General features: G+C 65.5%; 13 protein-coding genes and 1 pseudogene. 10 read left to right on the forward strand and 4 right to left on the reverse strand.

Going from position 1 to position 13,280, the window contains the following annotated elements; all coding sequences use genetic code 11:
* Positions 1–60: 60 nt before the first annotated feature.
* A complete protein-coding gene (locus MELE44368_RS19105; RefSeq protein WP_128109948.1) occupies positions 61–1,272 on the reverse strand; it encodes a cytochrome P450 in 1,212 nt (403 codons plus the stop codon).
* Between the two features lie 91 nt (positions 1,273–1,363).
* Between MELE44368_RS19105 and MELE44368_RS19110 the strand changes: the two genes are divergently transcribed.
* From MELE44368_RS19110 to MELE44368_RS19130, 5 genes are all read left to right on the forward strand, one after another.
* Complete coding sequence (locus MELE44368_RS19110; RefSeq protein WP_128109949.1) at positions 1,364–1,960, forward strand: TetR/AcrR family transcriptional regulator; 597 nt, start codon at positions 1,364–1,366, stop codon at positions 1,958–1,960.
* A gap of 161 nt (positions 1,961–2,121) precedes the next feature.
* Entirely contained in the window at positions 2,122–2,550 is a 429-nt protein-coding gene (locus MELE44368_RS19115) for an MmpS family transport accessory protein (RefSeq protein WP_046752973.1), read from the forward strand.
* On the forward strand, positions 2,547–5,453 hold the full coding sequence (locus MELE44368_RS19120; RefSeq protein ID WP_128109950.1) for an MMPL/RND family transporter: 2,907 nt from the start codon (positions 2,547–2,549) through the stop codon (positions 5,451–5,453). The genes MELE44368_RS19115 and MELE44368_RS19120 overlap by 4 nt, the downstream gene beginning before the upstream one ends.
* Positions 5,450–5,776 (forward strand): DUF732 domain-containing protein, encoded by a 327-nt coding sequence (locus MELE44368_RS19125; protein WP_046752971.1) that lies wholly within the window; start codon positions 5,450–5,452, stop codon positions 5,774–5,776. Before MELE44368_RS19120 ends, MELE44368_RS19125 begins: the two co-directional genes overlap by 4 nt.
* Before the next feature lie 15 nt (positions 5,777–5,791).
* Positions 5,792–6,232, forward strand: a complete 441-nt coding sequence (locus tag MELE44368_RS19130) for a DUF5078 domain-containing protein (RefSeq protein WP_046752970.1) — start codon at positions 5,792–5,794, stop codon at positions 6,230–6,232.
* A gap of 17 nt (positions 6,233–6,249) precedes the next feature.
* Here the strand turns inward: MELE44368_RS19130 and MELE44368_RS19135 are convergent, their stop codons facing one another.
* Positions 6,250–6,924 (reverse strand): hypothetical protein, encoded by a 675-nt coding sequence (locus MELE44368_RS19135; RefSeq protein WP_128109951.1) that lies wholly within the window; start codon positions 6,922–6,924, stop codon positions 6,250–6,252.
* A gap of 356 nt (positions 6,925–7,280) precedes the next feature.
* On the opposite strand from MELE44368_RS19135, the pseudogene MELE44368_RS19140 reads away from it, so the two are divergent.
* Positions 7,281–10,087: pseudogene (locus MELE44368_RS19140) on the forward strand (MMPL/RND family transporter).
* Here the strand turns inward: MELE44368_RS19140 and MELE44368_RS19145 are convergent.
* Positions 10,073–10,471, reverse strand: a complete 399-nt coding sequence (locus tag MELE44368_RS19145; RefSeq protein WP_128109952.1) for a DUF4267 domain-containing protein — start codon at positions 10,469–10,471, stop codon at positions 10,073–10,075. The pseudogene MELE44368_RS19140 and the gene MELE44368_RS19145 overlap by 15 nt on opposite strands.
* 133 nt (positions 10,472–10,604) lie before the next feature.
* On the opposite strand from MELE44368_RS19145, the gene MELE44368_RS19150 reads away from it, so the two are divergent.
* From MELE44368_RS19150 to MELE44368_RS19165, 4 genes are all read left to right on the forward strand, one after another.
* Complete coding sequence (locus MELE44368_RS19150; protein WP_128109953.1) at positions 10,605–11,021, forward strand: PAS domain-containing protein; 417 nt, start codon at positions 10,605–10,607, stop codon at positions 11,019–11,021.
* A gap of 96 nt (positions 11,022–11,117) precedes the next feature.
* Positions 11,118–11,570, forward strand: coding sequence for an OsmC family peroxiredoxin (locus MELE44368_RS19155; RefSeq protein ID WP_128109954.1), 453 nt, complete (start codon positions 11,118–11,120; stop codon positions 11,568–11,570).
* Positions 11,567–12,058 (forward strand): hemerythrin domain-containing protein, encoded by a 492-nt coding sequence (locus MELE44368_RS19160; RefSeq protein WP_128109955.1) that lies wholly within the window; start codon positions 11,567–11,569, stop codon positions 12,056–12,058. The genes MELE44368_RS19155 and MELE44368_RS19160 overlap by 4 nt, the downstream gene beginning before the upstream one ends.
* A gap of 84 nt (positions 12,059–12,142) precedes the next feature.
* Entirely contained in the window at positions 12,143–13,030 is an 888-nt protein-coding gene (locus MELE44368_RS19165) for a universal stress protein (protein WP_128109956.1), read from the forward strand.
* A 1-nt stretch (position 13,031) separates the two neighbouring features.
* Here MELE44368_RS19165 and MELE44368_RS26720 read toward each other — a convergent pair whose 3' ends face one another.
* A complete protein-coding gene (locus tag MELE44368_RS26720) occupies positions 13,032–13,169 on the reverse strand; it encodes a hypothetical protein (RefSeq protein ID WP_164890156.1) in 138 nt (45 codons plus the stop codon).
* Between the last annotated feature and the right edge of the window lie 111 nt (positions 13,170–13,280).

Genomic DNA, 13,280 nt, shown 5'->3' on the forward strand with positions numbered 1-13,280 from the left:
TTCCCTCACCACTTGACAATGCCTCGCACTTTCCCGCCCGTTTGTCCCTTTGGGGGAAAATTAGCGCACGAGCATGCGCAGGCGTTGCCAGCCGCGCACCGTCGACGTCGGCGCCAGTTGCGCGCTGTCGTAATCGATGTCCCACTCCGGCCACCGGTTGAGCAGTTCGTCGAGCGCGACCCGGCCCTCCAGCCTCGCGAGGTTCGCCCCCAGGCAATAGTGCAGCCCTTTGCCGAACGTCAGGTGGGAGACGTTGGGCCGGTGGATGTTGAAGGTGTCGGGATCGGAGTAGCGGCGCGGGTCCCTGTTGGCGGCGCCGAAAAGCAGCAGCATGGCGGACCCGGAGGGCACCGTGGTGCCGTAGCACTCGAAATCGCGTGCCATGTACCGCGCGACGTGCGGGCCGGTCGGCTCGAACCGCAGCGTCTCATCGATCGTGCGGGTCAGCAGCGACCGGTCCTCGACGACCTCGCGCCGCTGATCCGGGTGTTCGGCAAGCACTTTGGCCAGCCAGCCGATGAGGCGCCCGGTCGTCTCGTTGCCCGCGCCCGCGACCACCTGGGTGTAGTGCAGCACCTCTTTGCGGGTCAGCTTGCGCGTCACCCCGTTCTCGTCGGTGAACTCGACGTTCAGCAGCGCGGTCATCAAGTCGTCCGACGGGTTCTTCGAGCGCCACTCGACGTAGTCGGCGTAGATGCTGCCGTCGGCGATCTTGTCGGCGTTCACCACCTTCATCGGGGCGCCCGGCTTTGTCCGCAAGTTGGCATCGTTGGCGTCGCGAACCGAAACCTGTTCGGACTCAGGAATGCCCAGCAGCATGCCGATGACCCGCATCGGCATCATCGACGCGAGTTCAGCGATGATGTCGAAGCTGTCGGATCCGACGAGCGGGTCGAGGCAGCCGACGCAGTAGCGCCGGATCTGGTCCTCGATCTCGGCCATCCGGCGCGGGGTGAACACCCGGGACATCAATCCGCGCAGCATCGTGTGGATCGGCGGATCCTCGAACATCATCACGCCCTTGGGCATGTCGAAGTCGGACTTGATGAGTTCGAGGATGTCGCTGCGCTGGTTCGAGAACGTCTCCCAGTTCGACAGGGCCTTCTCGACGTCGGAATGGCGTGACAACGCCCAGAAGTCGTAGCGCTCGTTGTAGTAGATCGGCGCCTCCTCGCGGAGGCGCGCGTACGTCGGATACGGGTTGGCGGTGATGTTGACGTCGTAAGGGTCGTAGTAGACGTCGGTATCTGAGCCGGGACTGGCGACGCTCATGACTTCCTCTGCTCCAACCGGCTGCCGGCGGCCGCCCCGCCATGCACGCACCCTCGTTGTTGGGCGATCGCCCAGCACTTATGCTGGGCCCATGTCTAGCAGCCCCGTTGACCAGCGGTCAAGGGTTCCTCGCGAGTCGGCGACGCGAAAGGCGCTGATCGAGGCGACGGCCCAGGTGATGCTGGAAGACGGGTACGCCGCGGCCACCTCGCGGCGGGTCGCGGCCAGGGCGGGCGTGAAGCCCGCGCTGGTGCACTACTACTTCCCGACCATGGACGACCTCTATCTCGCGGTGCTGCGGGCGGGCGCCGAGGCCAATCTGGCCAAACAGCGCCAGGCGTTGGTCGAGGACCAGCCCCTGCACGCGCTCTGGCGGCTCAACAGCACGCACGGGGCCCAGCTGTGGATGGAGTTCATGGCGCTGGCCAATCACCGCAAGGCGATCCGCAGCGAGATCGCCGCATACGCCGACCGCTTCGGCGAGGCCGAGGAAGGCGCGATGAGGCTTGCGCTGGCTGCGCACGGAGTCGACGTCGAGGAGTTTCCGCCCGTGGTCATGTCGATGATCCTGACCAGCCTGGCCCGCGTGCTGCTCCTCGAGCGTGGACTCGGCATCACCCGAGGTCACGCCGACGCGCAGGCGTTCGTCGAACGCCATCTGCAACGGTTTGAGGTCCCCACAAGGTGACCCAAAACGCAAGGTCAGCATGGGAGTGACCAGCAACACACTGACTTGAGCTAACCTAGGCCGGAATGAGAAGTTATACGGGCTAAGTACGCACGGCTGAACGCAACCACATACGAAAGCAAGGGGCGCGACAGAATGGACGGCACAGGTCGGGGGCGCGCGTGATCGGCCTCGCCAAGAAGGTGTGGATTCCGCTCGTCATCATTCTGGTGATCGGCGTCGCGGGATTCACCGTGCAGCGTATCCGCACGTTCTTCGGTGCCGAGGGCATCATCACCACCCCGAAGGTGTTCGCAGACGACCCTGAGCCGTTCGACCCGAAGGTCGTCACCTACGAGATCTTCGGCACCGGCACGTATGCCGACATCAATTATCTCGATCTCGACGCCAAGCCGATCCGCGTAGACGGCGCGTCGCTGCCGTGGACGCTGACCTTGCAGACGACCGCGCCTTCGGCCGCTCCCAACATCGTCGCCCAGGGTGACGGGCAGTCCATCACCTGCCGGATCACCGTCGACGATGAAGTCAAGGACGAGAGAACCTCCACCGGCGTGAATGCCCAGACCTTCTGTTACGTGAAATCCGCATGAGCGTGCCGACGAGCGAGGCGCCCACCGACGCCTTCCCTCCGGCCAGGCACACCGCACGCCCGTTCATCCCGAGGATGATCCGCAAGTTCGCGGTGCCGATCATCCTGGCCTGGATCCTGCTCATCGCGGTGCTGAATGTCGCTGTGCCGCAGCTGGAGACGGTCGGCCAGATGCGTGCTGTGTCGATGAGCCCCGAAGAGGCGCCGTCGATGATCGCGATGAAGCGCGTCGGCACCGTCTTCGAGGAGTACGACTCCGACAGCTCCGCGATGATCGTCCTGGAGGGCGAAGAGCCGCTCGGTGACGACGCCCGCGCGTTCTACGACAAGATCGTCGCCGCGCTGGAGGCCGACACCGCACACGTCCAGAGCGTCCAGGACTTCTGGAGCGACCCGCTGACCGCCGCGGGCGCACAGAGCAACGACGGCAAGGCCGTCTACGTGCAGGCCTACCTCGCCGGTAACCAGGGCGAGAGCCTGGCCAACGAATCGGTGCAGGCCGTCCAGGACATCGTCGCCGCGGTGCCGCCACCGCCCGGCGTCAAGGCGTACGTGACCGGCCCCGCCGCCTTGAGTGCCGACCAGCACATCGCCAGCGACCGCAGCATGCGGCTGATCGAGGCCGTCACCTTCACGGTGATCATCACGATGCTGCTGCTGGTCTACCGCTCTATCGTCACGGTGCTGGTCACGCTGGTGATGGTCGTCCTGCAGCTGAGCGCGACCCGCGGGGTGGTGTCCTTCCTCGGGTTCCACGAGATCATCGGGCTCTCACCGTTCGCGACCAACCTGCTGGTCACGTTGGCCATCGCCGCGGGCACCGACTACGCGATCTTCTTGATCGGCCGGTATCAGGAAGCCCGAGGTGCCGGCGAAGACCGGGAATCGGCCTTCTACACCATGTTCGGCGGGACGGCCCACGTGGTGCTCGGCTCGGGTTTGACGATCGCTGGCGCCACCTTCTGCCTGAGCTTCACCCGGCTGCCCTATTTCCAGTCGCTCGGTGTGCCGCTCGCGATCGGCATGGTGACCTGTGTGTTCGCCGCGCTGACCCTGGGTTCGTCGATCATCACCGTGGCGAGCCGGTTCGGCAAGGTGCTCGAACCCAAGCGGGCGATGCGGGTGCGCGGATGGCGCAAGATCGGCGCCGCCGTCGTGCGGTGGCCGGGCCCGATCCTGGTCGCCGCGATCGCGTTGTCGCTGGTCGGTCTGCTGGCCCTGCCGGGCTACCGCACCCACTACAACGACAGGACCTACCTGCCGGCGGACCTGCCGGCCAACCTGGGTTACGCGGCCGCCGACCGGCACTTCTCGCAGGCGCGGATGAACCCCGAACTGTTGATGATCGAAAGCGACCACGATCTGCGCAACTCGGCGGACTTCCTGGTCATCGACAAGATCGCCAAGGCGACCTTCCGGGTTCCGGGGATATCCCGCGTGCAGGCCATCACCCGCCCCGACGGCAAGCCCATCGAGCACACCTCGATTCCGTTCCTGATCAGCATGCAGGGCACCACCCAGCAGATGAACCAGAAGTATCTGCAGGACCGGATGGCTGACATGCTGGTTCAGGCCGACGAGATGTCCAAGACCATCGAGAACATGGAACGGATGTCGGCGCTGACCGTGCAGATGGCCGACGTCACCCACTCCATGGTGACGAAGATGAAGGACATGACGGTCAGCGTCGCCGAAATGCGCGACAGCATCGCCAATTTCGACGACTTCTTCCGCCCGATCCGCAACTACTTCTACTGGGAACCGCACTGCTACAACATCCCGATCTGCTGGGCGTTCCGGTCGGTCTTCGACACCCTCGACGGCATCAACACGATGACCGACGACATTCAGAACATGCTCCCGGACATGGAGCGCCTCGACGAGCTGATGCCGCAGATGGTCGTGCTGATGCCGTCGATGATCGAGACGATGAAGACCATGCGGACGATGATGCTGACCATGTATGCCTCCCAGAAGGGGCTGCAGGATCAGATGGCCGCCATGCAGGAGAACTCGACGGCCATGGGTGACGCGTTCGACGCGTCCATGAACGACGACTCCTTCTACCTTCCGCCGGAAGTGTTCGACAACGAAGACTTCAAGAAGGGGATGGAGAACTTCATCTCCCCCGACGGGAAGTCGGTGCGCTTCATCATCTCTCACGACGGCGACCCGATGACCCCGGAAGGCATCGCCCGCATCGACGACATCAAGCAGGCGGCCAAGGAGGCGATCAAGGGCACCCCGTTGGAGGGATCCAAGGTCTATCTGGCGGGCACGGCCGCGGTGTTCAAGGACATGGCCGACGGCAACGTCTACGACCTGACGATCGCGGCGATCGCATCGTTGGCCCTGATCTTCATCATCATGCTGCTGATCACCCGAAGCGTGGTCGCCGCGGCGGTGATCGTCGGCACGGTGGTGGTGTCGCTGGGCGCCTCGTTCGGCCTGTCGATCCTCATCTGGCAGCACATCCTCGGGATCAACCTGCACTGGATGGTGATGGCGATGTCGGTCATCATCCTGTTGGCGGTGGGTGCGGACTACAACCTGCTGCTGGTGGCACGCCTGAAAGAGGAACTGCACGCCGGCATCAACACCGGCATCATCCGGGCGATGGGCGGCAGCGGCTCGGTGGTGACGTCGGCGGGCCTGGTGTTCGCCTTCACGATGATGTCGATGGCGGTCAGCGAATTGACCGTAATCGGGCAGGTGGGTACCACCATCGGGTTAGGCTTGCTGTTCGACACACTGGTGGTCCGTGCCTTCATGACGCCGTCGATCGCGGCGTTGATGGGCAAATGGTTCTGGTGGCCTCAACGGGTCCGTCAGCGACCCGTACCATCGGCGTGGCCGAAAGTTAGAGAGTTCGCAGAGGCGGGTCAAGAAGGAGGGCAGCGTTGAAGCGCTCGATAGTCGGAATTGCCTTGACCGCAGCGGCGCTGGCGTTCGCAGCGCCCGCATCGGCTGATGTCGACAGCGCCTTCGCTGCGGAACTGCACACCTACGGGATCTACGGTCAGAAGGACTTCAACGCCTGGATCGCGAAGATCAGCTGCAAACGGTTGCGCAACAACGTCGATCACAACGCCAACGACTCCGCGAAGTTCATCTTCGAGCAGTTGCAGCGGGGTAGCACCACCGAACAGGCGTGGCAGTTCCTCGGCGCAGGACTACGCACGTATTGTCCAGACAAGCTGCCGATTCTCGACGACGTGGCGCGCTAGCAAGGAGTCCGAACAGTGTTACGCAAGTTCAGCATCGCCCTCGCCGCCGTGGCCAGTGCGGCCGTGATCCTTCCGGCGACCGCGTCGGCGGACGCCACCGAGGACTATCCGATCCCCAGCCGGATGCTCAAGACGACGTGCACGGTCGATCAGTACATGGCCGCGGTCCGCGACACCGACCCGGTGTACTACGAGCGCTACATGATCGACTACAAGAACAAGTCGCCGCAGGTCCAGCAGGGCGCCCGGGACCGCATCTACTGGTACTTCTCGATGGATTACCCGGGTCGCCGTGCCTACTCCGAGAACGTCGCAACGAACATCTACTACGAGCAGATGGCGTTCGCGTGGCCCAACTGGGCGAAGCTGTTCTTCAACAACAAGGGCGTCGTGGCGCACGGCACCGAGATCTGCGCGAACTACCCGCCGCACGATCCGTCCGTCTGGGTCTGGTGACCGCGGCCGCTCGACGCTTACGGTAGCGCGCTGAGCACCGACCCCAGCGCGTCGGTCATCGGGTCCTGCGCCGTGGCAACCGGATTGGGAATGGTCGGCGGGGCCGGTTCCTCGACCGCCGCTGCGACGGAAGCCGCGGTGACGGTCACTGCTCCGGCGTCGGCACGCACTGGCTGACCAGCCTGCACCACTCCGGGGACGGTCACGACCTTCAGCGACGACCCCGGAGCATCCGGCGGCACCACCGGAACCGAGACCACCGAGGTGCTGGCGGCCGGTTGCTCCGACGACACGGCCTCGGGCTGCCCGCCGAGCGCCGGCGTCACCGCGAAGAACGCCACCACACCGGTCACCACGAGGGTCGCCGCGCGCAGGTGCGGGCCGAGCCCAAGGCGACGACGCGCGAGCCTGCTGGGTGACGCGGCGTCGCGGACCGTTAAACCGAGATCCGACAACCATTTCCGAAGCATCGACGCTTGGTTTTCGACGTCGTCTGGGTAGCTCAGCGACTCGGACTTCACCACATGACCGCTTGCGTCGGCGATGGCCATGGCGCCGCGGACCGCCGCCTGATGGCCGGCGAGGTCGTCGCCGGCAGTTTCGGAGGCAACGTCGACGCGGTCGTGGTCGAGAATGGGCGCGTCGGCGCCTGTTCTGTCGTGCAGCGCCCAGGACAGCCCCGTCGCAGTCATCGAAAGCCTGAGCACTGTCTGCACCGCTGCCCCCATCCCTGTCGAACCGCCGAGCGTTATAGCCAATATCGCTGCTGAGGCGATTGCGTTACGGACGCGTCAACGTCGGGGTTGCTCGGCGACGCGTCAGACGGCGGTTTCGGAGGCCACCGATCCGGCCCCTAGAATGTTGCGCGCTGCCACCGTCGGTCACCGACGTCGCAGGCCCGCAGGGGTAGCGCGCCGAATGGAACCCGAATCTGGTAAAAACTAAGACGGCCTAACACGCTAGGGAGGAGCTCCGCCGAGGTGATTGGCTGGTGAGCACCCCAACCGTCGATTCCGCACCTGCGGCGCAGCAGCCTCTGCGGTCCACCATGGCCACGTGGATTCGCCGCCTGGCGGTTCCGATCATCATCGCCTGGATCCTGCTGATCGCGGTCCTGAACGCCACGGTGCCCCAACTCGAGGTCGTCGGGCAGATGCGCTCGGTGTCGATGAGCCCCTCCGAGGCGCCTTCGGTGATCGCGATGAAGCGCATCGGCACGGTCTTCGAGGAGTTTCAGTCCGACAGCTCGGCGATGATCGTCATCGAGGGGCAGGAACCCCTCGGCGACGAGGCGCGGGCGTACTACAACGAGCTGATCGACAAGCTGCGGGCCGACACCGGGCACGTCGAGCACATCCAGGACTTCTGGGGCGACCCGTTGACCGAGGCCGCCGCGCTCAGCGCCGACGGCAAAGCCGTCTACGTGCAGGTGTATCTCGCCGGCAACATGGGCGAGTCGCTGTCCAACGAGTCGGTGGATGCGGTCAAGGCCGTCGTCGACGGGTTGCCGCCCCCGCCGGGCATCGACGTCTTCGTCACCGGCGGATCGGCGCTGGTGGCCGACCAACAGATCGCCAGCGACCGCAGCGTCCGCATCATCGAGATGGTGACGTTCGCCGTCATCATCACGATGTTGCTGCTGGTCTACCGGTCGATCGTCACGGTGCTGTTGACGCTGGCGATGGTGGTCCTGGCGTTGGCGGCCACCCGCGGCGTGGTGGCGTTCCTCGGCTACCACGAGCTCATCGGGCTCTCGACGTTCGCGACCAACCTGCTGGTCACCCTGGCCATCGCCGCATCGACCGACTACGCGATCTTTCTCACCGGCCGCTACCAGGAAGCCCGCACGATCGGCCAGGACCGGGTCACGGCGTTCCACACCATGTATCGCGGCACGGCGCACGTCGTGCTCGGGTCGGGCATGACGATCGCGGGCGCGACGTTCTGCCTCTCCTTCACCCGGCTGCCGTATTTCCAGTCGCTCGGTGTGCCGCTGGCCGTCGGTATGACGACGGCGGTGTTCGTCGCGCTGACGCTGGGCGCCGCGATCATCATCGTGGCCAGTCGCTTCGGCCTGCTCGAACCCAAGCGCGCGATGCGGATTCGGGGCTGGCGCAAGATCGGCGCCGCCATCGTGCGCTGGCCGGCCCCGATCCTGTTCGCGACGGTGGCGATCTCGTTGGTCGGCCTGCTCGCGCTGCCCGGCTACCAACCCAACTACAACGATCGCCAGTACCTGCCCCTGACCTACCCGCCAACGAGGGTTTCGCCGCGGCCGAACGCCACTTCTCCCCCGCCACCATGAACCCCGAAGTGCTGCTGGTCGAAAGCGACCACGATCTGCGCAACTCCGCGGACTTCCTGGTGATCGACAAGATCGCCAAGGCCGTGTTCGACGTGCCCGGCATCGGCCGGGTCCAGTCGATCACCCGGCCGAACGGCAAGCCCATCGAGTTTTCCACGATCCCGGCCCAGATCAGCCTCGGCAGCGTCACTCAGGACCTGAACCGCAAGTACATGCAGGACCGCATGGACGACATGCTGGTGCAGGCCGAGGAGATGCAGACGACCATCGACACGATGACCAGAATGATGGCGTTGATGGGCGAGATGAACGCGACCACCCACAGCATGGTCGAAAAGACCCGCACCATGACCATGGACGTCGCCGAATTGCGGGACCACATCGCGAATTTCGACGACTTCTTCCGCCCGATCCGCAACTACTTCTATTGGGAACCGCACTGCTACAACATCCCGGTCTGCTGGACGCTGCGGTCGATCTTCGACACCATCGACGGCGTCAACATCATGACCGACAACGTGCAGGCGCTGCTGCCCGACCTGGAACGTCTCGACGCGCTGATGCCGCAACTGCTGGCGCTGATGCCCGAGCAGATCGAGACGATGAAGAACATGAAGAAGATGATGCTGACCATGCACGCCACCCAGGCGGGCATGCAGAATCAGCAGGCCGCGATGTCGGAGAACCAGTCGGCCATGGGCGACGCGTTCAACAACTCGTGGAACGACGACACCTTCTATCTGCCGCCGGAGATCTTCGACAACGAGGATTTCAAGAAGGGCATGGAGAACTTCATCTCCCCCAACGGCCATGCGGTGCGGTTCATCATCAACCACGAAGGCGACCCGCTCAGCTCCGACGGCATCGACCGCATCGACGCCATCAAGCAGGCGGCCAAGGAAGCCATCAAGGGCACCCCGCTCGAGGGCTCGACGATCTACCTGGGCGGTACCGCGTCGGCGTTCAAGGACATGCGCGACGGCAACGCCTACGACATGCTGATCGCGGGCATCCTCGCGCTGGCGCTGATCTTCACGATCATGCTGCTGATCACGCGCAGCCTCGTCGCGGCCGCGGTGATCGTCGGCACCGTGGTGCTCTCGCTGGGCGCCTCGTTCGGCCTGTCGGTGCTGCTGTGGCAACACATCCTGGGCATCGAACTGCAGTTCATGGTGATGGCCATGGCGGTGATCATCCTGTTGGCGGTGGGTGCGGACTACAACCTGCTGCTGGTGGCCCGCCTCAAGGAGGAACTGCCCGCCGGCGTCAACACCGCGATCATCCGGGCGATGGGCGGCAGCGGTTCGGTGGTCACGTCGGCGGGCCTGGTGTTCGCCTTCACCATGATCTCGATGGTCGTCAGTGAGCTGACCGTGGTCGCTCAGGTGGGCACGACGATCGGGATGGGCCTGCTGTTCGACACGTTGGTGGTCCGCGCCTTCATGACGCCGTCGATCGCGGCGCTGCTTAACAAGTGGTTCTGGTGGCCCCAGGTGGTGCGTGCGCGGCCGAAACCCGTGCCGTGGCCCGAGCCGTCAGCTCGGCGCTGAATCCTCGGCCGGCTGCGGGCGTCTGCGCAACGCGCCCCACAGCCCGACGCCGATGCCGATGACCGCGCCGCCGAGGCCGATGGCGCGCTGTGACGGCTTCATCCGATCGTGTACCCCGATCCCGCCCAGCAGGTCGGCGGCGTCGGCGCCGCCGGAGGCGAGAAACCAACCCCGGGTGTCGCGCCCGCGCAACGCGGCCGCCGTCAGCAGCCCGCCGATCAGCGCGTCGCGGTAGCCCATCGAGCGCAGCAGCAGTTGCGTCGTCGGCGCGGGTTCTTCCGGATCTCCCCATAACCGGTTGGCGCGCAGCGGGTCGACGAGAAACGAGATGCCTGAGGCGAGGCGGATGCCGCCGGCGATGAGCGCGGCACGGTTGATCGACATGGCTGGAGCCTAAGCGGTCACACCCCGTCGGCGGGCGGAAACGCAGACCGCCCGTGCTCTCGCAGCCTTGCATGGCGCAAGTATTGCGTAATGCAATACTTAGACCCGTCGAGAACGAAGTGGAGAAGGCGAGATGGACGAAGCATCGATAGCGGCGGCGATCCTGAGCGGACCCGATGCGATCATCGCGGCCGACCGCGACGGCGTCGTCACCTTCTGGAACGCTGGGGCGCAACGGATCTTCGTTTTCACCGCCGAGCAGGCGGTGGGAGAATCGCTGGACCTGATCATCCCGGAGCGGCTGCGGGCGCGGCACTGGGCGGGCTGGAAGCAGGTGATGGCCACCGGGCAAAGCCGTTACGGCGCTGGTGATCTGCTGGCCGTCCCGGCCCTGCGCCAGGACGGCACGAGGATCTCGGTCGAGTTCACCATCCATCCCCTGCGCGATGCGCACGGTGACATGGCCGGTTTCGCGGCCACGCTGCGCGATGTCACGGCGCGGTTCGAGGAGACGCGGCGGTTACGCCGACAACTCGCTGCGCTGTCCTGAACGGCGCCCTTTCATCCGACTCTCGCGTTAACCGCCCGACTGGAGTAGCGTTTCTACAACCGACAATTGTAGAAACAGTAGAAGGGGAAGCGGAACATGGCTATCGCCGATCGCACGTCGCGCACCGTATGGGAAGGCGCGCTCGCCTCCGGCAAGGGACGGCTCGATTCCGGCAGCGGGGCGCTGACCGGCCTGGACGTCACGTGGGCCGCCCGCACCGAGCAGCCCGGCGGCAAGACCAGCCCGGAGGAACTGGCCGCCGCAGCGCATTCGTCCTGCTTTTCGATGGCGCTCGCGCTCAAACTCGGCGAACACCAGATCGAGCCACAACGGCTGGAGGTGGCCGCCAAAGTGACGCTCGACGAAGTCGACGGGCTGCCGACCATCGTTTCCTCGGAGCTGGAGATCAAGGCCGCAGTCGAGGGAATCGACGCCGCAGATTTCCAGAAGGTCGTCGACGAGGCCGCCGCGCTGTGCCCGGTCTCACGGCTGTTCGCCGGCGCGAAGATCAGCGTGAACGCCCAACTGCTGGCCAAGGAGTCGGCATGAGCGCCACGTTGAGCGCGGCGCTCGAACACGAGCACCGCATCATCGACCGCGGAATCGAGATCTTCGCCGACAGCGGCGACAACCACGTCACCGCCGAGCAGCGAGACGCGCTCGTCAACGCGGTGGCCGTCTTGCGGCGGCACATCTATCTCGAGGAGGAGTACCTGTTTCCGCCGCTGCGCGCGGCCGGCATGGTTGGCCCCGTCATGGTGATGGTGCATGAGCATGCGCAGATGTGGCCGCTGCTCGACCAGATCGACGAATGCCTCGCCGACGGCGACGGCGCCAAGGCCGCCCAGCTGTGTCGAGAACTGCTGGCACAGCTGGGGTCGCACAACTGGAAAGAGGAGCGGATCCTCTACCCGCAGGCCGACGACACACTGTCGGCCGCGGACCGCGACGAAATGTCCGACCTGGTCGCGACCGCCCAGGTCCCCGAGGGCTGGGTCTGCCACGGCGCGGTGAAGGGAGACCAAACAGTCTCCTGATCGAGGCCCCCTTTCCCGTCCGCCGAGCGCGCCCACAGTGCAGACTGTGAGCACGGCTTATCGGCGAGCACGGAGGAGGCTGACGTGGCGGCGCTCATTGAGGATCCCGGCATCGTTGTCGGTGTCGACGGATCATCGACGTCGAAGGCGGCAATCGCCTGGGCCGCCCGCGAAGCGGCGCTCCGTGATGTCGCGTTGACGTTGGTGAACGTGATCAACCCGATCATCACCACGTCCCCCCACGTCCCGCTGCCCGTCGACCTGCAACAGTGGCAACAGGAAATGGTCGGGCACTACATCGAAGACGCAATCAAGCTCGTCGACGAATACGCCACGGAGCGCCGGCCCGCCAAGGTCAACAGCGAGGTGTTCTTCGGGGCCACGGTGCCCACCTTTGTCGACATCTCGGAGACGGCGGACATGATCGTCGTCGGCAACCGCGGCCGCGGCGCGGTGAGCAGGCTTCTTCTCGGCTCGGTGACCTCCGGCATGGTGCATCGTGCCCGCTGCCCCGTCGCCGTCATCCGCGATCGGGAATCGCTGTCCGCCGAAGCGGCCGGCGCGCCGGTTCTCGTCGGCGTCGACGGCTCCCCCGGCGCCGACCACGCCACCGACATCGCGTTCGAGGCAGCGTCGCTGCGGGGCGTCGACGTGGTGGCGTTGGAGGCGTGGAGCGACACCGTCATCGACCTGCCGGGCCTGGACTGGGAGACGGTGAAGGCGCACGAGGAACAACAACTGACCGAGCGGCTGGCCGCCTGGCAGCAGCGCTATCCCGACGTGAAGGTGAAGCCGGTGGTGGTGCCCGACGAGCCTGCGCGCCAGATCATCGAGCATTCGGAGTCCGCGCAACTGGTGGTCGTCGGCAGCCGCGGCCGCGGCGGGTTCACCGGCATGCTGCTGGGATCGGTGAGTTCCGCTGTGGTGCAGGCCGTGCGCACGCCGGTGATCGTCGCCCGCCCGCGAAAGTAGGTCAGGGCCGCATCAGCGCCCAGGTCATCAACTGTGCGACGTGGCCGGCCACCACATCCGGCGGGGTCCGGTCGGCGAGCAGATGCATCGTCACCGCCCCGTCGGTAAGTACGTCGGCTCCGACACCGGATCGGGACATCGGGTGTCCGCAGACGACCCGGGAGCGATGACCGACCCATTCATGCGGAACGAGAGCGCTGAGCGAGCGGTGCAGAACGCGCTCATCGCCTTCTGCCCGTGATATCGGTCG

This window comes from Mycolicibacterium elephantis DSM 44368, assembly GCF_004014805.1.
Taxonomy (GTDB): Bacteria; Actinomycetota; Actinomycetes; order Mycobacteriales; family Mycobacteriaceae; genus Mycobacterium; species Mycobacterium elephantis.